Origin of the sequence: Priestia sp. Y58 (assembly GCF_029522095.1) — a bacterium.
GTDB classification, from domain to species: Bacteria; Bacillota; Bacilli; order Bacillales; family Bacillaceae_H; genus Priestia; species Priestia megaterium_E.
Map to the genome: position 1 here is coordinate 1 of NZ_JAKWFL010000018.1, position 21,962 is coordinate 21,962.

The window sequence follows — 21,962 nt, forward strand, 5'->3', positions numbered from 1 at the left end:
ACGGGTTCGAATCCCGTACGGGTCACCATTTATTTTTATCTACATAATAGTGGAGGATTAGCTCAGCTGGGAGAGCACCTGCCTTACAAGCAGGGGGTCGGCGGTTCGATCCCGTCATCCTCCACCATATATTATCTATTATCATCGCGGGGTGGAGCAGTTCGGTAGCTCGTCGGGCTCATAACCCGAAGGTCGCAGGTTCAAATCCTGTCCCCGCAACCAAGTGGTCCCGTGGTGTAGCGGTTAACATGCCTGCCTGTCACGCAGGAGATCGCGGGTTCGATTCCCGTCGGGACCGCCATTTTAAATTTAATAAGGCTCGGTAGCTCAGTTGGTAGAGCAAAGGACTGAAAATCCTTGTGTCGGCGGTTCGATTCCGTCCCGAGCCACCATTTTAAAAACATTTGTTTTTAAAATGCCGGTGTAGCTCAACTGGTAGAGCAACTGACTTGTAATCAGTAGGTTGGGGGTTCAAGTCCTCTTGCCGGCACCACAGTTATTGTGGAGGGGTAGCGAAGTGGCTAAACGCGGCGGACTGTAAATCCGCTCCTTCGGGTTCGGCAGTTCGAATCTGCCCCCCTCCACCATTTACAGGGGCATAGTTTAAAGGTAGAACTACGGTCTCCAAAACCGTCAGTGTGGGTTCGATTCCTACTGCCCCTGCCAATTATAAAAATAACATTGCATATATACGTGGCGATTGTGGCGAAGTGGTTAACGCACCGGATTGTGGTTCCGGCATTCGTGGGTTCGATTCCCATCAGTCGCCCCATTTATAAACGATATGCATATTTCAATATTGGGCTATCGCCAAGCGGTAAGGCAACGGATTTTGATTCCGTCATGCGTTGGTTCGAATCCAGCTAGCCCAGCCATATTTGCGGAAGTAGTTCAGTGGTAGAACACCACCTTGCCAAGGTGGGGGTCGCGAGTTCGAACCTCGTCTTCCGCTCCAATTTTAATAAAGTTATTTAGTCTTGAGTAAATGGCGGCATAGCCAAGTGGTAAGGCAGAGGTCTGCAAAACCTTTATCACCGGTTCAAATCCGGTTGCCGCCTCCATTTATTTACAAGCTGCCGGGGTGGTGGAATTGGCAGACACACAGGACTTAAAATCCTGCGGTAGGTGACTACCGTGCCGGTTCAAGTCCGGCCCTCGGCACCATTTATAATTTTAACTTGCCTTTTTTATTTTGCCGATGTGGCGGAATTGGCAGACGCGCACGACTCAAAATCGTGTTCCTTCGGGAGTGTCGGTTCGACCCCGACCATCGGTACTTTAGCTTTACTTGACAGGATGATTCCTGTTTTTATTTTTACTTATCGGTCGACAAATTTTGATAATATTTGCGGGTGTAGTTTAGTGGTAAAACCTCAGCCTTCCAAGCTGATGTCGTGAGTTCGATTCTCATCACCCGCTCCATACATATTGTTATCACAACGCAGTGTCTCGCTTTCAAAGCTGAGATGTTGCGTTTTTTATTTTTAACGTAAATATAGCGTCTATCTTTTCAAGATAGACGCTATATTTACGTACATCAGTTAATGACTTGATAGGTTGCTTCGCCGCCGTGAATTTGAATGAACATGTCACTTAGGGATTTAGTTAGTTTATAAGCCTGTTCTTCTGGAAGTGAAGGTTTTAAATAAATGAACTGTACAGCTTGTGTTGTCTTTTCAGTTACGTACGCTCGGTTAGAATCGACATAAGGGCTTCCGAAAGCTCCTAGGGCATCTTTTGAAATGATTTTATTTTCTAAAGAAATATTACGTTCATTTAGAGCTTCATAAGATTCTTCTTTTTTACCGATAGTAAATTCGATAGGGCCTTCTAAATTAGAGGAATCATAAATTCCAATTGGGACTTCATATTGCAATGAAAAAAAGTTATTAATGTCCACAGCAGAATTGATAGAAGGCAAATACGTTTGTTTTCCTATTCGTCGAATTAAAGCTTCTATAGAAGGACGGTATTTACTTGGATCAGTTCCAAATGTTTTGAAAAGCTTTCTCCACTCGCTAACACCTTCGAATTCTGTTACTTTTTTTGACTCAAGGTCGAAATAAATGGATTCTTGAAAGAGGCGCAGACGTCCTTTTAGCATTTGAGGAGAATCACCAACTTCAATATTTTTATACTGAATGATTCCCATTTTAAAAGAAGGGCAAAGCTGTTTAATAGCGGGCGATAATGTAAAGTTCATTTTTTTGATCCTTTCTATTATAATTAGTATTTGTTCGTTTATAGATACCATCCTATCATTTCATTGAGTGAGAAAACAGTTCAATGCATGAATATATAGAATTTCTTAGAAAGGAGGCCATTACTCACTATGAATGCGTATCAGTTGAAGGAAGAAATTATTTCATACAGCAAAGAGATTGGAATCGATAAGATTGGATTTGCGAGTGCTTCTATGTTTGATGAATTAAAGAATCGATTGTTAGCACAGCAAGAGTTAGGTTATGCTTCAGGCTTTGAAGAACCTGATATTGAAAAGAGAGTAGATCCCACATTAGTTGTTCCAAAAGCTAGATCTATTATTTCAATTGCACTTGCGTATCCTTCTAAATTGAAGGATGCACCAAAGAGCACGAAGGAAGATCGCCGAGGAATCTTTTGCCGTGCTTCTTGGGGGCAAGATTATCATACGGTTCTACGTGATAGGCTTCAAAAGCTTGAAACCTTCATAAAAGAAAAAGTACCTGCAGCTATCTTTCAATCGATGGTAGACACAGGCGAGCTGTCGGATCGAGCTGTAGCAGAAAGAGCTGGTATTGGCTGGAGCGGTAAGAACTGTGCCATTATTACACCTGAATTTGGTTCTTACGTGTATTTAGGAGAAATGATTACAGATATCCCGTTTCCTCCTGATAAACCGATAGAGGACGGTTGTGGTACTTGTAATAAGTGTGTGGACGCGTGCCCTACCGGCGCACTTGTAACAGGCGGTCAGCTGAATTCGCAGCGATGCATTGCCTTTTTAACCCAAACAAAAGGATTTTTAGCTGAAGAATTTCGAAGTAAATTAGGCAATCGTTTATATGGCTGTGATACATGTCAAACTGTGTGTCCTGAAAATAAAGGAAAAGACTTTCATTTTCACCCTGAGATGGAGCCTGATCCAGAACTTGCGAAGCCTAAATTAAAACCGCTTTTAACGATGAGTAATCGCGAGTTCAAAGAGAAATTTGGACATGTTTCAGGGTCTTGGAGAGGGAAAAAGCCAATTCAGCGTAATGCCATTATTGCACTGGCCCATTTTAAAGATCAAACCGCCGTTCCAGATTTAATTGAGTTAATTAAAAATGACGTTCGCCCTGTCATTCGAGGAACGGCGGCATGGGCGTTAGGCAAAATTGGTGATAAAGAAGCGTTAGATACACTTATAAACTTAAGAGAAAAAGAAAAGGACCAAGAAGTAATTGAAGAAATGTCAAAAGGTATAGAGATGCTTCAAGAGATCTAAACCGTATTTTTATTGATAAAGTTAGCTAATGAGTCATAGCGTATAATAAACGCTTAGAAAAGTGGTGACATTATGCTAACAAAAAGGAATGTATTATATACTTTAATTAAAGCACGTGCGGACAGCTATGTAAAAGGTGAGCTGCATGAAGACTTCAAGCCTTTCATTGAACAGCAGTGTGAGCTAAAGCGGTCTCTTATAAAAAAAAGAGAAGTTGATGTTTTAAAATGTAATATGAAAGGTTCTATTCAATCTGCTCATACGGATCAGGAAGAAACTAGAGTATTATATAAGGTGCACATTCAGGCATTTTTAAAACAAAACAATTTTTTCTATATAGAAGAAGAAATTGAAGATCGTTTAGCTCTTTTTTATAAAGATACGCTTATTCAAGATGAGCTGCTGGTAAAGGACTTTTTTGAAGATGAGGTTGAAATGGATGTGGAAGAAGTAGAGGAAGACGAAGAAAGAGCCTCTTATTATGATCGTCTTGCGGCTGTTCAGTATGCAGAAAAATATTGGGATAAACCTAATGAAAGTTATAAGCAGTTTGAGGTAAACTGCACCAACTATATCTCACAGTGTTTGCATGCAGGAAAGGCGCCGATGCGGGGATATCCTAAAAAAGCAAACGGATGGTGGATGAGAGGGAACGCCTGGAGCTATAGCTGGGCAGTCGCTCATTCCATGCACAGCTATTTAAGTAACTCCAAATCAGGACTTCGGGCTGTGAGGAAATCTTCAGCAAGCGAACTTGTCCCGGGAGACGTTATCTGCTACGATTTTGAAGGAGATGGAAGATGGAATCATACGACCATTGTTGTAGCAAAAGACGGTCACGGTATGCCTCTTGTGAATGCGAACACGTATAATAGTCGAATGAGATATTGGGCTTATGAAGATTCAACGGCTTACACGCCAAAGATTAAGTATGATTTTTTCCATATCGTTGATCGGTAAGTCTTTCGTTTTAGCAAGTTAATGGTATAATGATGAATAGATTTGTTAGCAGAGGTGAAAATTTGTGGGAGTACACGTAGTGTTATTTCAACCAGAAATTCCAGCAAATACAGGAAATATTGCGCGAACATGTGCAGCAACAAATACGACGCTGCATTTAGTTCGGCCGTTAGGCTTTTCAACAGATGATAAAATGTTAAAGCGAGCTGGATTGGATTACTGGGAATTTGTAAATGTGGTGTATCATGATTCATTAGAAGAAGTATTCGAAAAGTATCCTGAAGCAGGTTTCTACTTCATCACAAAATTTGGTCAGCAACCACATACAACATTTGATTATAGTGACTTAGAGCAGGATCATTTCTTCGTATTTGGAAGAGAAACAAAGGGTCTGCCAAAGCACATTATTGAAGAGAACATGGAAAGATGTCTTCGTTTACCGATGACAGAAAATGTTCGTTCTTTAAATTTATCTAATACAGCAGCTATTTTAATCTATGAAGCGCTGCGTCAACAAAATTACGCTGGTTTATCTTAAATAAAAAGCGAGGTTCAAATTTTATTGAACCTCGCTTTTTTATTTATGTCGACGATGATATGTAGTGGTTATTTTTTAACGCCCGGTTTATCATTGTATCCCGCTCTGAAGATGGATGCTAAAAAAGCAATTGTTACTCCTAATACTAAAAGTAAGCGCATTGATTTTCCTCCTCAATCTAATTAAAAGGATTATACAGCTACTGCAGTTAAAACCGACTTCCCATATCTCATGATGATAATAATGACAAAATAACTCTTCTAGAGACGTAAGTTCTCTAACAAAGTTTAACCGTTCCTTCTTACTCTTTTATTATAGCTAATAAATACTTCAGTGTGAATGCCTAGCAAGGACAAATTTCTGAATTTTACAATTTAAAAAGCATGTTCAAACATTTTGCTGCATAGATTGTATTAATCTTGTTCACTAGCACCATAACTAGTAGGGGAGGTCCTTTAATGGATATATTAAAGAAAGTTGAAAGATACCGCGAAGAAGAGAATCGTCTTAAGTGGGAAGGGACATTTGAAGAGTACCTAAAGCTGATTAAAGATGAGCCTTTAATTGCTCAGCCTGCACACTCTAGAGTATACAACATGATAAAGGATGCAGGAATTGAAGAGGTAAATGGTAAAAGACATTATAAATTTTTCAGTGGACAAATGTTTGGACTTGAAGATTCGCTAGAACGCTTGGTGGAAGAATATTTTCATCCAGCTGCAAAGCGTTTAGATGTTCGTAAACGTATTTTACTTTTAATGGGTCCAGTAAGTGGTGGTAAATCGACGCTAGTGACCATGTTAAAAAGAGGGCTTGAAGCTTATTCGCTTACTGATCGAGGAGCTGTTTACGCTATTAAAGGATGCCCAATGCATGAAGATCCGCTGCATTTAATTCCACATCATTTACGTAAAGACTTCTTTGAAGAGTATGGTATCCGAATCGAAGGAAATTTATCTCCTTTAAATACAATGCGATTAGAGGAAGAGTATGGCGGAAGAATTGAAGACGTCATTATCGAACGCATTTTCTTCTCAGAGGACAAACGAACTGGAATTGGAACGTTTAGTCCTTCTGATCCGAAATCTCAAGACATTGCCGACCTAACAGGAAGCATTGACTTTTCAACAATTGCAGAGTATGGATCTGAGTCAGATCCGCGTGCTTACCGCTTTGACGGAGAGCTTAATAAAGCAAACCGGGGAATGATGGAGTTCCAGGAGATGTTAAAATGTGATGAGAAATTTTTATGGCATTTACTCTCTTTAACGCAAGAAGGAAACTTTAAAGCAGGCAGGTTTGCTTTAATTAGTGCAGATGAATTAATCGTAGCGCATACGAATGAAACAGAGTATCGCTCGTTTATTTCCAATAAGAAAAATGAAGCTTTGCATTCACGAATTATTGTAATGCCTGTTCCATATAACTTAAAAGTGAGTGATGAGGAAAAAATTTATGACAAAATGATTCGTGAAAGTGACGTATCAGATGTTCATATTGCCCCTCATACGTTACGTATTGCTTCTATCTTTACTACATTAACGAGATTAAAAGAGCCTAAAAAAGGTGATATCGATTTATTAAAGAAGATGCGCCTATACGACGGTCAATCTGTAGAAGGCTATAACGATGCAGACGTAGAAGAGTTACAAAAAGAGTATACGGATGAAGGAATGAGCGGTATTGATCCTCGTTATGTCATTAATCGCATTTCATCTACCATCATTCGAAAAGATATTAAATCAATCAATGCATTAGATGTACTGCGTTCATTGAAAGAAGGGTTAGCACAGCATGCGTCTATTTCTGCTGAGGACCGAGAGCGTTACCTGAATTATATTTCTCTGGCGCGTAAAGAATATGATGAAATTGCTAAAAAAGAAGTGCAAAAAGCGTTCGTTTATTCGTACGAAGAGTCTGCTAAAACATTAATGGATAATTATTTAGATAATGTCGAAGCATACTGCAACAAAAATAAGCTTCGTGATCCGCTAACAGGAGAAGAGTTAAATCCAGATGATAAATTAATGCGTTCAATTGAAGAACAAATTGGTATTTCAGAAAATGCAAAAAAAGCATTCCGCGAAGAAATCCTAATTCGTATTTCGGCTTATGCACGTAAAGGAAAACGATTTGATTATAATTCCCATGAGCGCTTACGCGAAGCGATTCAGAAAAAATTGTTTGCGGATTTAAAAGACGTAGTGAAAATTACAACGTCCACTAAAACACCAGATGAGCAGCAGCTGAAGAAAGTAAATGAAGTAGTGGCTCGATTGATTGATGAGCATGGATACAATTCAGTATCTGCTAATGAACTGCTGCGCTATGTAGGAAGTTTGTTAAATCGATAACTCAGTACTAACAAGAAAACATGGCACTTCCGATCTGTGCCATGTTTTTCTTATCTCTTAAAATAAACTCTGCATAATTAGGCTAATGTGTAGTACGCATTGCATTTAACCATCATATGATAAGTCATAAACATATACATGACACTAGACACTATAAAATGAATAGTTAATAGTGAAAGAATTAGTTAGCAAGTATACCATTCTTGCGCATAGGATAAGAATAACCAACCTTTGAACTAAAGGTATTTGTCAGAAACTTTCGGTATAGCTTATGCATGTCGAGTAAAAACGTGCAGGTGTTTTTTAAATAAGGAGGGGAATAGCGTGGGAAAAGAAGTAGATAAAAGTTTTGCTGTCTCAAAAGAAGACTGGTCCCTCCATCGTAAAGGCCACGATGATCAAAAAAGACATCAAGAAAAAATTAAAGAAGCAATTAAAAATAATTTACCGGATTTAATTACAGAAGAAAATATCGTGATGTCCAATGGAAGAGAAGTTGTTAAAATTCCGATCAAATCATTGGATGAATATCGAATTCGGTACAATTATGATAAAAACAAACATGTGGGTCAAGGTGATGGAGACAGTAAAGTTGGGGATGTAGTAGCACGTGACGGATCTGCTGGAGATGGTCAAAAAGGAGCAGGAAAAGGTCAAGGAGCAGGAGACCAGGCTGGAGAAGACTACTTTGAAGCGGAAGTGTCACTCATGGAGCTTCAAGAGGCTTTATTTGCTCAATTAGAATTGCCTAATCTTCAGCGAAAAGAATCTGATCAAATTGTTGTGGAACACATTGAATTTAATGATATAAGACGTACAGGTTTGATGGGAAATATTGATAAAAAACGAACGATGATGAGCGCTTATAAGCGAAACGCAATGACAGGAAAGCCTGCTTTTCATCCTATTTATCCGGAGGATTTAAAATTCAAAACGTGGAATGAAGTTATAAAGCCAGAATCTAAAGCAGTCGTCTTAGCTATGATGGATACGAGCGGTTCGATGGGCATATGGGAAAAATATATGGCACGAAGCTTTTTCTTTTGGATGACACGCTTTTTACGTACGAAATATGAAACAGTGGAAATTGAATTTATTGCCCATCATACAGAGGCAAAAGTAGTATCAGAAGAAGACTTCTTCTCCAAAGGAGAAAGCGGAGGAACCATCTGCTCATCTGCTTACCGAAAAGCGCTTGAATTAATTAACCAAAAGTATGATCCGAGCCGCTATAATATTTACCCGTTTCATTTTTCAGATGGTGATAACTTAACTTCAGATAACGCAAGGTGTGTAAAATTAGTAAATGAATTAATGAAAGTGTCAAATATGTTTGGGTATGGGGAAGTGAATCAGTACAATCGACATTCCACTTTAATGTCTGCTTACAAAAATATTCAAGACGAAAGTTTTAGACACTTTATTTTAAAACAAAAATCAGACGTTTTTCACGCGATGAAAAGCTTTTTTAGAAAAGAAACAGAAGACCAGAAATATGCGTAACCTAAAAGGCCTAGACTTGTTATCTAGGTCTTTTTTATGCGGTTTATTCAACGCTTCTTTGGAGATAGTAAAAGTACGACTTTATCTAAAAGGAGAATAAGTGAATGAACGAAAATATAAAGAGCGAAATGCAAAAACATCAACAAAATCAGCGGTTGAACGCAGCCGAGTTAGGTTACTTATGGGCGCAATATTTAGGCGATACGCTGTATGTATGTGTTCTTGGGTATTTTCTATCTGTTGTAAAAGATCCTGAGATTAAGGACCTCTTAAAAAAAGCACATCAGATTTCACAAACTCATGTAGATGAATTGACGGAATTATTCAGTTTGGAAAAAATCCCAATCCCAGTAGGTTTTGGAGAACAAGATGTGAACAAAGGAGTTCCTGCTTTGTTTGATGATATTTTTATGGCTATCTATGTCAATGAAATGGCCATTGGAGGTATGAAGAAATATGCCAGAGCGCTAAGCGCAGTGAGAAGGCAAGATATTTATGATCATCTATCCCGATGTGTAAAAAAAAGCGACAGTCTTTTAAAGAATTCTAACCACGTTATTTTAAGCAAAAGCATGCTGATGAGACCTCCGGTTATTCCTTATCCTGTAAAAGTGAATTTTGTGGACCAGAAAACGTTTATATCACCACTTTTCTCTCAAATGCATCCTCTAACTTCTTTGGAGGTTACGGCTATTCAAGAAATTGTTAATACAAATGTATTAGGTAAAACGCTGATGCTGGCATTTAGTCAAGTAGCTACCACACAAAAATTACGCTCTTACTTTTTTGACGGAGTCAAGCTTGCAAGTAAGCAAATCAAGCACTTCACCGAGTTACTGTCTGAAGCTGATTTACCAAGTCCGAGGCTGCTTGATGCATATGTAACCAACTCAACGATTTCACCGTTTTCAGATAAGCTGATGATGTATCATACTTCCACAGCGGTGACGATCGCTATTGATAACTGTGGTGCTGGTTTGTCTATGTCGTTCCGTTCGGATGTAGCCGTAGAATTTTCTCAGCTAATTGGACGTATAGGAAAGTACGGAAAAGATGGAATTCGGATTATGATTGAGCAAGGTTGGATGGAAGAACCTCCAATGGCAACTGATCGTAAGAAGTTGGCGGAGAAATAATAAGGAGTATGTTGTGGGTTATCAGTAATTTTGCGGTACTGAAACATATATAGCTAAGAGAAAATAGATTGCTCTAGACCCACTTGAATGTGCAGTGATAAGATAAAAAAGCTGATTTTTTAAGAAGTAAGTCGAGGTGTGCAAATGAACAATAGCATAAGGGAGTCCATTGCCAAAAAAGTAGCATGGATTAGCGTATGGAGCAATATTGCCCTTACGCTAGGGAAAGTAATAGTAGGATGGATTGGAAATAGTGATGCTGTATTTGCTGATGGTATTCACTCTGCAGCAGACGTATTTGCCTCTATTATTGTCTTGTTGGTTATACGAGTAGCCAATAAACCAGCAGATGATGACCATCCATATGGACATGGAAAAGCAGAAGTGATTGTCTCAGGAATCGTAGGAATTATTTTATTGCTTGTATCATTTTATGTGGTATTTGAAGGAGTCGTTGGTTTATTCCATCCGGTTGAATCTCCAAATATTTTAGCCATGTGGATTGCTGTTATTTCATACATAGCAAAGGTATTGTTATACCGTTATTCTTTAAACGTAGCGAAGCAGCACCACAGTAAGGCAATTGAGGCAATTGCATTTGATCATAAAGCAGATATTGTTGCTTCTATTGCAGCGGCAATTGGTGTTTTATTATCCATTATTGGTGATAAAATGGATGTTCAACTGCTGTTATACGGAGACAAAATAGCAAGTATCTTTGTTGCTTATTTAATTTTTAACATTGCCAGACAAATGATGGGAGAGTCTTTTCAAATCTTAATGGAAGGCAATATTGATGAAGAGCTACTGAAAGAACTTGAAGAAAGCATTTATGAATTTGAAGATGTGAAGCGGATTGATCGCGTTCGAGCAAGAGAACATGGCCATTACATATTAGTGGATGTACGTATTTCAATTGACCACTTTAAAACAATTAAGGAAGGTCATGATTTAGGAAGAGAAATCAAAGCAACACTTATGAAAAAACATGATAATATCCAGGAAGTATTAATCCATTTGAATCCTTATTATCCAGATTAAATAAGAAGCAGCGAAGTGTTATCTCGCTGCTTCTTATTATTTATAGATGTAGAAATTAATGAAATGAGCAGCATAAAATGATGAGGATTTTTATTTATAAAGAATCAAGTTTAATAAAATTGTATAAAGGGAATTGTATTTATTTATTGATGTGATAGGATAAAAAAGCATGTAAATGCATTCACTACGAATGAAAGCAGTGGACGGGTACATATAGATAATAATAAATGGTTTTGGGAGTCAAAGAAGGTGATGTTGAAGTGAATGTAAGCATCAGGTCAATCGTTAAAAAAGTCATGTTCACTCTATTTATTGCGTATACGGCAGTGGTCATTTATGCTACTCTCATACGGGAAAACGAACATGTTTACGGAAAAGCAATGAACTTGGATTTATTTAGCACGATCCGTCTGATGTGGGACAGCGGGAATATAATCCTCACGCTGACAAATATACTGGGGAATATCGTGATGTTTGCGCCGCTTGGAATGTTTATTCCTTTGTTTATGAAGTGGTTTGACGGTTTTATTCAAGTGTTTACGACGGGTTTCTTAATCAGTTTTCTGATTGAAATTTTACAGTACAAGCTAACGGAACGAGTATTTGATATTGACGATATCTTTTTGAATACGCTAGGTACATTTATAGGCTGGGTTATTATTAAAATACTATATTGGATTAAGAACATGCTGAAAGCACGTTTCAAAAAAGGATGAAATTGAGAGACGTAACGAAATCAATCCAATCTAAAGACGAACATATGGGATTAAGGAGCTAGTATGGAAAGCATGTTACATCGCGGTTGCTGCATGCATGAAATCTACGTTCACCCTACCAATGAAAAAATCCGAGCGAGCTGGATTCTTAATCAAGAATTCAGCTCGTTCGGATTTTTCTTCAACTAAAATACTTTTGGCTCAGCCTCTGCTTCTTGTTGATAGAAACACTTAATGCAGCGCCTTACGGAAGAATGGGATGATTCAACGATAATGTGCTGACAATTTTGCTGAACAAATAATAACTTTCTTTCAAGCAGCTTAATTTGTTCTTTAAGCTGTTCTACTTCATTATTGATAAATATTTGAACCACTGTTAACAAACTCTTTAGCTTTTTCTTTCATGCCTTCTTTTCTTACTTCGTTTACATCTTTCTCGTTTTCTTGAGCCATGTTACGAATATCCTGAGAAATACGCATTGAACAGAACTTAGGTCCGCACATTGAACAGAAATGGGCTGTTTTAGCACCTTCAGCAGGAAGTGTTTCATCGTGATATTCTTTTGCGCGCTCTGGATCTAGTGACAGGTTAAATTGATCATTCCATCTAAATTCAAATCTTGCTTTAGACAGCGCGTTATCACGTTTTTGTGCTCCTGGATGGCCTTTTGCTAGATCAGCGGCATGCGCAGCAATTTTATAGGTGATAACCCCTTCTCGAACGTCTTCTTTATTCGGCAGACCTAAATGTTCTTTTGGGGTTACGTAGCAAAGCATAGCTGTCCCAAACCAACCAATCATTGCAGCCCCAATACCTGATGTAATATGGTCATAGCCTGGAGCGATGTCGGTTGTAAGCGGTCCAAGAGTATAGAAGGGAGCTTCTTGGCATATTTCCATTTGTTTATCTACGTTTTCTTTGATGAGGTGCATAGGAACATGTCCAGGACCTTCAATCATAACTTGAACATCGTGTTTCCAAGCAATTTTAGTTAATTCACCAAGCGTTTCTAATTCGCCGAACTGTGCCTCATCATTAGCATCTGCAATGGAACCAGGACGTAACCCATCGCCAAGGGAAATAGAAATATCGTATGCTTTACAGATTTCACAGATTTCTTCAAAGCGAGTATATAAAAAGTTCTCTTCATGATGAGCTAAACACCACTGCGCCAAGATGGATCCTCCGCGTGAAACAATACCTGTCGTACGTTTCGCTGTTAGAGGAATATAGCGTAAAAGAACACCTGCGTGAATAGTAAAGTAATCAACACCTTGTTCTGCTTGTTCAATTAATGTATCGCGATATGCTTCCCACGTTAGATCTTCTGCTACGCCTTTTACTTTTTCAAGCGCTTGGTAAATAGGAACGGTCCCTACAGGAACAGGCGAGTTGCGGATAATCCATTCGCGTGTTGTGTGGATATCTTTTCCTGTTGATAAATCCATAATTGTATCGGCTCCCCAACGCGTTGCCCATGTCATTTTTTCTACTTCATCTTCAATAGCTGAACGAATAGCTGAATTTCCGATATTAGCATTAATTTTCACGTGGAATTTGCGGCCGATAATCATCGGTTCGCTCTCAGGGTGATTGATATTATTAGGGATAATGGCACGTCCTCTTGCTACTTCTTCACGTACGACTTCAGGATCCATCTGTTCACGAATAGCGATAAATTCCATTTCGGGCGTGATGATTCCTTTTTTCGCATAGTGCATTTGCGTTACATTTTGATTTTTTTTCGCGCGCAACGGTAAACGATTAGTGATAAAGCGCTCATACTGATCTCTTGGATCACCATCATAATAACCGTTATCCTGTGGCTGAACCGTACGGCCTTGATATGTTTCTACATCGTTTCGTTCTGCAATCCACTTTTCGCGCAGAGCCGGTAATCCTTTTTGTAAATTAATTTCATAACAGGGATCTGTATAAACACCGCTCGTGTCGTATACACGGACGGGACTATTTTCTTCTTCACCAAAAGATCCTGTAGTAGGAGACTGATGAATTTCACGCATAGGCACTTTAAGGTCTTCTCTGGATCCTTGGACATATACTTTGTGACTGTTTGGAAAAGGCTTTTTCATAGAAACTGATACATTTTGTTTTGACATGACATATTCCTCCGGTTTCGCATAAAGTGTAGCTATACCGAACCATAAAAAAATCGGGTTCTGTGATAGACAGAACCCGATGGAATAGGCGAAAAAAGAATAAACATATATTCTTTTCAAGACTACTTCCCTCCGCTGGTATAACCCAAATCAGGTTCAAAGGGTTAAAGAGTTTTATTGCACTCTTCTCTCAGTCTGAGCTATCAGACACCCCTAGTAGAAATAACATTCAAATTATTCAATTTACGGCTTAAGTTTACCATCATTCGGTAAAAAATCAACCCTTAAATAAAAAAAGCTAGACAATTAGCGTTGTCTAGCGGCATCGATTGCAATCACAATAGCTGTAATAATATGCATGATAAACCCTAAAAATGGAATCCAAGCAACCAGTGAGGTAACAATCCCTAGTATGTTTCCATAAGCAGATAACCCTCGTCTATTAGCTAAAATGAGCGTGATAGCATGAAGAATAAATCCAATAAAAAGAGGAGTATAACTAAACCCCATAACAATCCCCGCGCCAATTAAAGGAATTCCCAGCAAGGCTTCATACCCAGCAGTGATCCATTTCATTGTACGTACATTTCCATTCATAGTAAAAAGCCTCCTAAAAAAGATACTACTATATACGAGAAAAGAGAGAAAAAAGTTTCAAATTACTTAGGGGATATGTCGTATAAGCAAGCACTAGTTGATTAAAATGATAGATGACAGTAAAGAGGATGGAAAAAACATAATGATTTAGTCATTTTTTCACACCAAAGAAAAATAGTCTAGATGATTCATTTTTAGCTAAGGGCCCGGAATTTATACCGAACATAGTGACTGCTTTTTAAAACAAATAAAAGCTGATATCTTGTTTTTTGGTTATAGCATGTAAGGTTTTTATTACAAATTATTAAAGATTCTTATCTTTTTGCAAATACACATTGTATTTCATAGTTTTAACAATTATGATAAAAAAGCAAGTGTCAAAATAGGAAAATAGTTGAGCATGTAAAACGAAGCGATAAGCTTATTAATTTGAAAGAAAGGCAAGGTACATAGCTTTATGTGGGAAATTATTGTAGCAATCATTTTAGGGATTGTAGAAGGTTTAACAGAGTTTGCTCCTGTTTCGTCAACTGGGCATATGATTATTGTGGATGACCTGTGGTTAAATTCAAAAGAATTATTTTCATCTCCAGTAGCTAATACATTTAAAATTGTTATTCAGCTAGGGTCGATCTTAGCAGTAGTTGTTATTTTTAAAGATCGTTTTATTAATTTATTAGGATTAGGAAAAAAACCAGCTGCTCCAATTGGACCGACAAATCGCTTGAATTTAATGCAGGTAATTGTTGGTCTGTTACCCGCAGGAGTGTTAGGACTTTTGTTTGATGATTACATTGATGAACATTTGTTTTCTTTAAATACGGTGCTAATTGGCTTAGTAGTCGGAGCTGTATTAATGATTCTAGCAGATTTGTTTGGACCTAAACGTCCGCGTGTAGAGACGGTGGACCAAATGTCTTATGGACAAGCATTGGGTATAGGACTGTTTCAATGTATTGCTCTTTGGCCAGGTTTTTCTCGTTCAGGCTCAACGATTTCAGGAGGGGTTCTTCTTGGAATGAGCCATAAGGCAGCCGCAGATTTTACATTTATTATGGCAGTGCCAATCATGGCAGGAGCAAGTGGACTTTCATTGGTTAAAAACTGGCAGTATTTCACATCAGATGCACTACCGTTTTTTATTGCTGGTTTTATCAGCGCCTTTATTTTTGCGCTGGTATCTATTCGCTTTTTCCTGAAATTAATTAATCGTATCAAATTAGTACCATTTGCACTATATCGAATTGTTTTAGCAGCTATTCTATATTTTGTATTTTTATAAAATAAACACGCGTGTTCTTTAGTCCCTTAAACTTCTAATAGAGACTCAAAGAGCAAGAAAAAGCTATTGCAATGTTGCAATAGCTTTTTTGCATAAATATATATTATCGCCTTTTGAAAGCGTTTTACAAACATGGGTATTGACAAAACGTGTCGAAAAATAGTAAATTAATATTTGTGCAGTATAAAGTTAAGTAAAAGTAAGACTTCTGTTTAGTTTTATTGACTGTAAAAAACGTATGACAACGTATAGATCGTTTTAATTTTATAAAAACTGAATAATAAGCTTAATCGTATAGAGCGGGGGAATCATTATCGGCAGTAAAGCTGCCTTGGGGTGAATCCTTACAAAAGGTAGGAAACTCTCAATTCCGAATCCGACAGTTAACCCCGTTTGCTTTATTGAGAGAAAGAGCCCAAAATAGCGTAAGTAAAAGGCTGTTCTTTCTTAAGAATAGTCTTTTTTTGTTTTTTCAGAAAAGTATATACAAATGTCATACATCTTTGGGGAGGTACATCTATGAAAAAAATTCGTTTTGGTTTGGCTACGCAGATTTTTACCGGTTTAATCCTTGGTGTTCTTGTAGGGGTAATTTGGTTTAACGATCCGCGTGTAGTAACATACCTACAGCCGCTAGGAGACCTATTTTTAAGATTAATTAAGATGATTGTTGTTCCAATTGTTATCTCAAGCTTAGTCGTTGGAGTTGCAGGAGCAGGGAGCGGTAAACAGGTCGGAAAGCTCGGCGTTAAAACCATTCTCTATTTTGAAATTATTACGACTTTTGCAATTGTAATCGGTGTATTGATTGCTAATATTTTTCATCCTGGGCAAGGTGTAGACATTCATTCAGCACAGAAGAGTGATATTTCACAATACGTTGAAACATCCGAACAGCAAGAAGGAAAGTCAGTGGCTGAAACTTTCTTACACATTGTTCCGACAAACTTCTTCCAGTCAATTGTTGAAGGAGACATGCTAGCAATTATCTTCTTTACAGTGTTATTTGCACTTGGAGTAGCGGCAATTGGGGAAAGAGGAAAGCCAGTTGTACAATTCTTCGACGGCGTTTCTCACGCAATGTTTCACGTGGTAAACCTTGTAATGAAAGTGGCTCCAATTGGTGTATTTGCTTTAATTGGTGTAACAGTTTCAAAATTCGGCTTAGAGTCACTCCTTTCATTAGGAAAGCTTGTTATCTTAGTTTACTTAGCGCTAATTTTCTTCCTACTTGTTGTATTAGGAGGAATTGCGAAATGGGCAGGAATTAACATTTTCCACTTATTCCGCTATATGAAAGATGAACTGTTGTTAGCATACAGTACATCTAGTTCTGAGACAGTTCTTCCGCGTATTATGGAAAAACTTGAAAAGATGGGCTGTCCAAAAGCTATCGTATCGTTCGTTGTACCAATTGGTTATACATTTAACCTAGATGGTTCCGTTCTTTATCAAGCGATTGCAGCGTTATTCTTAGCGCAAGTGTATGGTATTGATTTAACGATCGTTCAACAGCTGACGCTCATTCTTGTATTGATGGTTACATCTAAAGGAATGGCTGCAGTGCCAGGAACATCATTTGTTGTATTACTAGCTACTCTTGGCACAATCGGTGTTCCCGCAGAAGGATTAGCCTTCATCGCCGGAGTAGACAGAATCATGGATATGGCACGTACGGTTGTTAACTTAGTAGGAAACACACTAGCAGCAATTGTAATGTCTAAATCAGAAGGCAAATTTGACCCTAAAAAAGGTACAGAGGTCATGAGGGCCGGCTAATTTATAAATTAAAAAGCTACTTATTCTATTCAAAAAATTAGAATAAGTAGCTTTTTTCATAATAATCCCTTTATTATTATGGGAATTGACCCTATAATATGTAACATCAGGTATAAAAATATCCAAATTTTATTCTTACATAAAGCAGTCACTGGTTCCTTTCTTTATCAGTAAATATAGAGATAGCTTAGCTAGTAGGGGGATAGTAGAGTATGTGGAAAAAGCGAATATGGGTCATCGCCTCGATAGTAATCGTATGTTTGTTAATCCCTTACAGTTTACCGATTGTGTTTGCTTTATTAACAGCATTAGCACTTGAGGGTATTGTTCAAAAATTGCATCAATCTTTTAAAATGAAGAGAGTCTATGCAGTGCTTATGACCTTCATTTTATATGTTGTTTCGCTCATACTTATTGGATTTTTTATTGTTCGGACAATCGTTACGCAAGTGGTTGCTCTTTCAAAAATAGCGCCTTCCTTTGTAAAAGAAATCTATGAAACCGCGATTTATCCAACTATTATTAAGTGGAAATACTATTCAAACGCTCTTCCTACAGAAGTGATTTCTTCTATCGAGCGCACGCTTGAAAAAACCGTAAATTCATTAGATTCTCTATTAAAAAGTACCGTAGAAATCATCATTAGCTTTGCCGCTACTGTTCCTGGGTTTCTATTAGAGTTTCTTATTTATTTAGTAGCACTTGTATTTATCAGCCTTGAGCTGCCTGCTATTAAAAATAAAATTAAGTCATTTTTAACAGAAGAAACGAAATATAAGCTACAAGTTGTCATCACTCAGCTTATCCAAGCGGGGGTTGGTTTTATCAAGGCACAAATTATCTTAAGTGTCATGACGTTTGTAATGGCTTATGTAGGGCTTTGGCTATTAGATGTTCCATATACCGCGCTTCTTAGTTTATTAATTGTAATTGTCGATATCTTACCAATCCTTGGGACAGGCTCGGTGCTCGTTCCATGGGGGATTTTTGCTCTTACTCAAGGACATGACTCATTAGCAATCGGCTTATTTATTCTATTTGGAGTCATTACGGTAGTAAGACGTGTAGTAGAACCAAAAGTATTTTCTACAAATATGGGCATTTCACCTTTGGCTGCACTAGTTAGTTTGTACATTGGATTTAAACTTTTAGGCTTTGTCGGATTATTTTTAGGACCGGCTTTAGTTATTTTATACGATGCTCTTCGTAAAGTAGGTATTATTCAAATTAACTTTAAACTATAAAAGCGCTGGATAAAACTAGCGCTTTTTTTTATTGAAACTTTTGTAGTACGTAATACGTAAAGAGGGAAAGGAAAAAACTATGTCGCATTGGTTTTTATCTATCAATCGGCTAATTATAGTTTTGCAGTCTTAGATTTAATGACATGAGGAGGAGAATTTTTGTTAGAGTCGGTTTTACTTTCTTTAATTGAAGCGCTAAAACAGCTCTCTTATTTTGGCGTAATTTTAGCATTAACGTTTGAATTTGTCCCGGCAGAGCTTGTTTTACCTTTAGTGGGATATTGGGTGTATCAAGGTGATATGAACTTGTATCTGGCTATCCTTGCAGGTACAGTAGGCGGTGTTTGCGGACCGTTGACTCTTTATGCACTGGGACGTTACGGTGGACGACCGCTGGTTTTAAAATATGGAAAATACTTTTTGGTGAAAGAAAAAGAAATTGACGCTGCCGATCGCTTTTTTAATAAGTACGGCAGCGGGGTTGCTTTTTTTGGACGCTTTATTCCAGGAGTGCGCACGGCTATCTCTTTTCCGTGCGGGATGGCAAAAATGAATGTATGGCTGTTTTCTATTTACACATTTGTTGCGATGCTTCCAGTAACGGCTATTTACGTATATTTAGGATATAAGTTAGGACCTAAGTGGAAAGAGGTCGGGCCGATTGTCTCTCAATATATGCAGCCTATTGGAATCGGAATTGTTGTTTTAATTGCATTGTTTTTTATCATTAAATATGTGCGGAATAAACAAGTAGGGCAGAGCTGATAAATCGAGGAAAAGAGTGAGGATATGTCAGAGCATGAGCAGTTAAGAGTAGAGTTACGAAAAATTGAAAAGTGGGAGAAAGACCAAAAAGGACTTTTTTTCTGGGAGCGGCTGGCTCGCTTGCCTTTTTCAGCTTTAGATAAAGTAACGCCAAAGTTCATTCATCAAAAAATAGAAAAATTATTAGATGAAATTGCTAAGTATGTTGATAATGGAGGCCAGTATTTAGCTAATACGTCTGCCACGCTAGAAAAAGCATCAGCACAATTACAAGAAAAGAAACAGCTTTCGATAGAGGATATTCAGCATTTATCTCTGCAGGAAATGGATGAATTGGCAGAGTATTTTATTGAAGTCCGAAAAAAGAATGCACAGCTGCAAGGAGCTACAACTGGGGTAGGCGGGATTTTCACACTGGCGATTGATGTTCCTTTTGTATTAGGGCTTACACTTAAGACACTGCAAGAAGTGGCTGTTTCTTATGGTTATGACCCCACTGAGCAAGAGGAACGAATTTTTATGGTCAAATGCATGCAGTTTTCGTCCTCTGATATTGTAGGAAAGCGTGCGATTTTAGAAGAATTAGCAAGCGGTAATCGAACGCAGAGCTTGCAGCAGCTCCAAGGTTGGAGAGAAGTGTTTCTAACCTATAGAGACAACTTGGGATGGAAAAAGCTATTTCAAATGATTCCTATAGCAGGAATGGTATTTGGGGCGTATATTAACAAACAAGCGATTAGCGATATAGGAGAAGTTGGAATGATGCTTTACCGTAAAAGGCGTATTTTGGAAAAAGTCTCACAATCTAAAAAATAGAAAAAGGCTGGTACGAAAGTATTTTAGTTGAAGAAAAATCCGAACGCGTTTGATTCTTGATTAAGAATCGAATGTGTTCGGATTTTTTCATTGGTATAGTAAATGCAGCTTTCATGTGTTAAGTCTATTTCCTTAATCAAAATGAAAAGTAGGAATGGTAATATTATTTTTTCGTCTGGCAATCAGTAAATAAATAATTCCGATTATACTCCATATAATACCGATAAATAAAGATGTTTTTTCTAAGTTAAGCCACATAAAAAATAAAAATAAACTGCCGAGTAAAGGCATAAGTACATATGAAATATATCCACTGAGAGATCGTTTGTTTTGTTGAATAAAATAATGGATAAAAACCGCTATGTTCACTGAACTGAACGCAATTAAAGCACCAAAATTAATTAAAGAGGTAGCTTTTTCAAGAGACAGACCTAGTGAAATTAAAGAGAGGCCACCAATAATCACTACGTTCCAAACAGGCGTCTTTGTTTTAGGGTGAATATAGCCAAAAATTCCCCGAGGCAGATAACCATCTTTCCCAATTGCATAGAGAAGTCTTGATGCACTCATATGTGAGACAAGTCCAGAAGCAATAGTTGAAGTCAAGGCCGCTGCTACAAAAATAGATTGAAAAAGCTGGCCGCCAATTTTATAAGCGATCTCCGCTGATGCACCTTCTAAATCATGAAACAAAGAGGCTGAAGGGAAAAGAAGCTGCGCAAAGTAAGAAACCGTGATAAATAAGGCGCCTCCCGTACACGCAATGATAAGAATCCCTTTAGGAATGGTTTTCTCAGGCTTAAGTGTTTCTTCGGCCATAGTGGTTACAGCATCAAATCCTAAAAAAGAAAAGCATAAAATAGCTGCTCCGTTTAATAACAGAGATATAGAGGCCGATTCACTTATAAACGGTTTAAATGATAGCTCTTGGCCTTGAGTTGTAGCACTTAAAATAATAAAGATAATAGCGACTAAAATTTGAAAAGCAACTAATAGCGTACCAAAAGAAACGGTTAAATGAACGCTGAAAATATTCATTATGGTCATGATGACAACAAAGCTGATAATCCATACGGCCTTTGGAACACCTGGAAACAGAGAACTTAGGTAAATATTTGTCAAAAGTGCATTAATCATTGGCAGAAATAGATAATCAAGAAGAGCCGTCCATCCTACCAAAAAACCAATGCTTGGATTCATTACTTGCTGTGCGTATGTATAAGAGGAACCAGCTCCGGGAAAAGCTTTTACCATCTTTCCGTAACTAATGGCTGTAAATAAAATAGCAATCAACGTGAATGCATAAGCGCCTGAAACATGTCCATCTGTTGATTCAGTTACAATGCCAAATGTATCAAAAACGGCCATAGGTGCCATGTAGCCTAACCCTATCACAACAATATGCCATAATTTTAGTTGTTTAAGAAGAGAAGGTTCATGATTCATATTTGTCATCCTTTCTGTGTATAATCATTCTGCATTATTTATTATTATACTATATTATTAGGTTTGTCATCTTTTTTTGAAAAAGAAGAGAAAATTGCGCGCTAAGAGATAAAGAGCATTTAATTGATTACTAGATAAAGCAAAAAAATGCTCTTTTTCACTTTGATTTTTACCATTGAGCCTAGAAAGTATTTT

General features: G+C 37.7%; 19 protein-coding genes, 14 tRNA genes and 2 riboswitches. Of the genes, 28 read left to right on the plus strand and 5 right to left on the minus strand.

Features of this window, described 5'->3' with window-relative positions:
- Positions 1–51 precede the first annotated feature (51 nt).
- The 14 genes from MMB68_RS26925 to MMB68_RS26990 all read left to right on the plus strand — a co-directional run bounded on the left by MMB68_RS26925 (position 52) and on the right by MMB68_RS26990 (position 1,422).
- A tRNA-Val gene (locus tag MMB68_RS26925) sits at positions 52–127 on the plus strand.
- A gap of 18 nt (positions 128–145) precedes the next feature.
- Positions 146–222, plus strand: a tRNA-Met gene (locus MMB68_RS26930).
- A 3-nt stretch (positions 223–225) separates the two neighbouring features.
- Positions 226–301: transfer RNA gene (locus MMB68_RS26935), tRNA-Asp, on the plus strand.
- 15 nt (positions 302–316) lie between these two features.
- A tRNA-Phe gene (locus MMB68_RS26940) sits at positions 317–392 on the plus strand.
- A gap of 25 nt (positions 393–417) precedes the next feature.
- Positions 418–493: transfer RNA gene (locus MMB68_RS26945), tRNA-Thr, on the plus strand.
- A 10-nt stretch (positions 494–503) separates the two neighbouring features.
- A tRNA-Tyr gene (locus MMB68_RS26950) sits at positions 504–587 on the plus strand.
- A 5-nt stretch (positions 588–592) separates the two neighbouring features.
- Positions 593–666: transfer RNA gene (locus MMB68_RS26955), tRNA-Trp, on the plus strand.
- Positions 667–696: 30 nt separating this feature from the next.
- Positions 697–772 (plus strand) — tRNA-His (locus MMB68_RS26960).
- Between the two features lie 28 nt (positions 773–800).
- Positions 801–875: transfer RNA gene (locus tag MMB68_RS26965), tRNA-Gln, on the plus strand.
- Between the two features lie 5 nt (positions 876–880).
- Positions 881–955: transfer RNA gene (locus tag MMB68_RS26970), tRNA-Gly, on the plus strand.
- Between the two features lie 32 nt (positions 956–987).
- Positions 988–1,061 (plus strand) — tRNA-Cys (locus tag MMB68_RS26975).
- A gap of 14 nt (positions 1,062–1,075) precedes the next feature.
- Positions 1,076–1,164 (plus strand) — tRNA-Leu (locus MMB68_RS26980).
- Positions 1,165–1,194: 30 nt separating this feature from the next.
- Positions 1,195–1,276, plus strand: a tRNA-Leu gene (locus tag MMB68_RS26985).
- Positions 1,277–1,348: 72 nt separating this feature from the next.
- Positions 1,349–1,422, plus strand: a tRNA-Gly gene (locus MMB68_RS26990).
- Between the two features lie 115 nt (positions 1,423–1,537).
- Here the strand turns inward: MMB68_RS26990 and MMB68_RS26995 are convergent.
- Positions 1,538–2,203 carry a B3/B4 domain-containing protein gene (locus MMB68_RS26995; RefSeq protein ID WP_221786140.1) on the minus strand — a complete coding sequence of 222 codons (666 nt, stop codon included), beginning with the start codon at positions 2,201–2,203 and terminating at the stop codon, positions 1,538–1,540.
- 129 nt (positions 2,204–2,332) lie between these two features.
- Between MMB68_RS26995 and queG the strand changes: the two genes are divergently transcribed.
- The 9 genes from queG (at position 2,333) to MMB68_RS27040 (ending at position 11,906) form a co-directional block, all read left to right on the plus strand.
- Entirely contained in the window at positions 2,333–3,469 is a 1,137-nt protein-coding gene (gene queG / locus MMB68_RS27000; RefSeq protein ID WP_221786141.1) for a tRNA epoxyqueuosine(34) reductase QueG, read from the plus strand.
- 72 nt (positions 3,470–3,541) lie between these two features.
- Positions 3,542–4,429 (plus strand): amidase domain-containing protein, encoded by an 888-nt coding sequence (locus MMB68_RS27005; protein ID WP_264408830.1) that lies wholly within the window; start codon positions 3,542–3,544, stop codon positions 4,427–4,429.
- A gap of 64 nt (positions 4,430–4,493) precedes the next feature.
- Positions 4,494–4,967, plus strand: coding sequence for a tRNA (uridine(34)/cytosine(34)/5-carboxymethylaminomethyluridine(34)-2'-O)-methyltransferase TrmL (gene trmL / locus MMB68_RS27010; protein WP_016762878.1), 474 nt, complete (start codon positions 4,494–4,496; stop codon positions 4,965–4,967).
- A gap of 458 nt (positions 4,968–5,425) precedes the next feature.
- A complete protein-coding gene (locus MMB68_RS27015) occupies positions 5,426–7,321 on the plus strand; it encodes a PrkA family serine protein kinase (protein ID WP_013055179.1) in 1,896 nt (631 codons plus the stop codon).
- 324 nt (positions 7,322–7,645) lie between these two features.
- On the plus strand, positions 7,646–8,824 hold the full coding sequence (gene yhbH / locus MMB68_RS27020; protein ID WP_028412691.1) for a sporulation protein YhbH: 1,179 nt from the start codon (positions 7,646–7,648) through the stop codon (positions 8,822–8,824).
- A 104-nt stretch (positions 8,825–8,928) separates the two neighbouring features.
- Positions 8,929–9,960: a DUF3231 family protein gene (locus MMB68_RS27025; RefSeq protein ID WP_277549589.1), complete on the plus strand. Its 1,032-nt coding sequence runs from the start codon at positions 8,929–8,931 to the stop codon at positions 9,958–9,960.
- 144 nt (positions 9,961–10,104) lie between these two features.
- On the plus strand, positions 10,105–11,001 hold the full coding sequence (locus MMB68_RS27030; protein ID WP_014461808.1) for a cation diffusion facilitator family transporter: 897 nt from the start codon (positions 10,105–10,107) through the stop codon (positions 10,999–11,001).
- 260 nt (positions 11,002–11,261) lie between these two features.
- The gene (locus tag MMB68_RS27035) at positions 11,262–11,717 is read left to right on the plus strand and encodes a VanZ family protein (protein ID WP_264408831.1); all 456 of its coding nucleotides are present in this window, start codon (positions 11,262–11,264) and stop codon (positions 11,715–11,717) included.
- A 63-nt stretch (positions 11,718–11,780) separates the two neighbouring features.
- Positions 11,781–11,906 carry a hypothetical protein gene (locus MMB68_RS27040; protein WP_260507093.1) on the plus strand — a complete coding sequence of 42 codons (126 nt, stop codon included), beginning with the start codon at positions 11,781–11,783 and terminating at the stop codon, positions 11,904–11,906.
- Here the strand turns inward: MMB68_RS27040 and MMB68_RS27045 are convergent.
- The 3 genes from MMB68_RS27045 to MMB68_RS27055 form a co-directional block, all read right to left on the minus strand.
- Entirely contained in the window at positions 11,903–12,091 is a 189-nt protein-coding gene (locus tag MMB68_RS27045; RefSeq protein WP_221786145.1) for a hypothetical protein, read from the minus strand. The genes MMB68_RS27040 and MMB68_RS27045 overlap by 4 nt on opposite strands.
- A complete protein-coding gene (gene thiC, locus MMB68_RS27050; RefSeq protein ID WP_016762883.1) occupies positions 12,069–13,838 on the minus strand; it encodes a phosphomethylpyrimidine synthase ThiC in 1,770 nt (589 codons plus the stop codon). Before thiC ends, MMB68_RS27045 begins: the two co-directional genes overlap by 23 nt.
- 110 nt (positions 13,839–13,948) lie before the next feature.
- Positions 13,949–14,063: riboswitch (TPP riboswitch) on the minus strand.
- 81 nt (positions 14,064–14,144) lie between these two features.
- Complete coding sequence (locus tag MMB68_RS27055; protein ID WP_221786146.1) at positions 14,145–14,435, minus strand: hypothetical protein; 291 nt, start codon at positions 14,433–14,435, stop codon at positions 14,145–14,147.
- Between the two features lie 457 nt (positions 14,436–14,892).
- Here MMB68_RS27055 and MMB68_RS27060 point away from each other — a divergent pair, with 457 nt between their 5' ends.
- The 5 genes from MMB68_RS27060 (at position 14,893) to MMB68_RS27080 (ending at position 20,321) form a co-directional block, all read left to right on the plus strand.
- The gene (locus MMB68_RS27060) at positions 14,893–15,717 is read left to right on the plus strand and encodes an undecaprenyl-diphosphate phosphatase (RefSeq protein ID WP_013055186.1); all 825 of its coding nucleotides are present in this window, start codon (positions 14,893–14,895) and stop codon (positions 15,715–15,717) included.
- A 273-nt stretch (positions 15,718–15,990) separates the two neighbouring features.
- A riboswitch (cyclic di-AMP (ydaO/yuaA leader) is annotated at positions 15,991–16,130 on the plus strand.
- Positions 16,131–16,236: 106 nt separating this feature from the next.
- Positions 16,237–17,496, plus strand: coding sequence for a cation:dicarboxylate symporter family transporter (locus MMB68_RS27065; protein WP_221786147.1), 1,260 nt, complete (start codon positions 16,237–16,239; stop codon positions 17,494–17,496).
- A 212-nt stretch (positions 17,497–17,708) separates the two neighbouring features.
- A complete protein-coding gene (gene ytvI / locus MMB68_RS27070) occupies positions 17,709–18,740 on the plus strand; it encodes a sporulation integral membrane protein YtvI (protein ID WP_013055188.1) in 1,032 nt (343 codons plus the stop codon).
- A 159-nt stretch (positions 18,741–18,899) separates the two neighbouring features.
- Positions 18,900–19,505: a DedA family protein gene (locus MMB68_RS27075; RefSeq protein ID WP_013055189.1), complete on the plus strand. Its 606-nt coding sequence runs from the start codon at positions 18,900–18,902 to the stop codon at positions 19,503–19,505.
- A gap of 24 nt (positions 19,506–19,529) precedes the next feature.
- Positions 19,530–20,321: an EcsC family protein gene (locus MMB68_RS27080; protein ID WP_221786148.1), complete on the plus strand. Its 792-nt coding sequence runs from the start codon at positions 19,530–19,532 to the stop codon at positions 20,319–20,321.
- A gap of 132 nt (positions 20,322–20,453) precedes the next feature.
- Here the strand turns inward: MMB68_RS27080 and MMB68_RS27085 are convergent, their stop codons facing one another.
- A complete protein-coding gene (locus MMB68_RS27085) occupies positions 20,454–21,767 on the minus strand; it encodes an APC family permease (protein ID WP_221786149.1) in 1,314 nt (437 codons plus the stop codon).
- Between the last annotated feature and the right edge of the window lie 195 nt (positions 21,768–21,962).

Bases quoted from the DNA above. Each gene is read 5' to 3' on its own strand.
- MMB68_RS26995 (WP_221786140.1), bottom strand. From the start codon at position 2,203: ATGAACTTTACATTATCGCCCGCTATTAAACAGCTTTGCCCTTCTTTT.
- MMB68_RS27055 (WP_221786146.1), bottom strand. From the start codon at position 14,435: ATGAATGGAAATGTACGTACAATGAAATGGATCACTGCTGGGTATGAA.
- MMB68_RS27025 (WP_277549589.1), top strand. From the start codon at position 8,929: ATGAACGAAAATATAAAGAGCGAAATGCAAAAACATCAACAAAATCAG.
- MMB68_RS27015 (WP_013055179.1), top strand. From the start codon at position 5,426: ATGGATATATTAAAGAAAGTTGAAAGATACCGCGAAGAAGAGAATCGT.
- MMB68_RS27060 (WP_013055186.1), top strand. From the start codon at position 14,893: ATGTGGGAAATTATTGTAGCAATCATTTTAGGGATTGTAGAAGGTTTA.
- queG (WP_221786141.1), top strand. From the start codon at position 2,333: ATGAATGCGTATCAGTTGAAGGAAGAAATTATTTCATACAGCAAAGAG.
- MMB68_RS27005 (WP_264408830.1), top strand. From the start codon at position 3,542: ATGCTAACAAAAAGGAATGTATTATATACTTTAATTAAAGCACGTGCG.
- MMB68_RS27080 (WP_221786148.1), top strand. From the start codon at position 19,530: ATGTCAGAGCATGAGCAGTTAAGAGTAGAGTTACGAAAAATTGAAAAG.
- MMB68_RS27065 (WP_221786147.1), top strand. From the start codon at position 16,237: ATGAAAAAAATTCGTTTTGGTTTGGCTACGCAGATTTTTACCGGTTTA.
- MMB68_RS27085 (WP_221786149.1), bottom strand. From the start codon at position 21,767: ATGAATCATGAACCTTCTCTTCTTAAACAACTAAAATTATGGCATATT.
- MMB68_RS27030 (WP_014461808.1), top strand. From the start codon at position 10,105: ATGAACAATAGCATAAGGGAGTCCATTGCCAAAAAAGTAGCATGGATT.
- thiC (WP_016762883.1), bottom strand. From the start codon at position 13,838: ATGTCAAAACAAAATGTATCAGTTTCTATGAAAAAGCCTTTTCCAAAC.
- ytvI (WP_013055188.1), top strand. From the start codon at position 17,709: ATGTGGAAAAAGCGAATATGGGTCATCGCCTCGATAGTAATCGTATGT.
- MMB68_RS27040 (WP_260507093.1), top strand. From the start codon at position 11,781: ATGGAAAGCATGTTACATCGCGGTTGCTGCATGCATGAAATCTACGTT.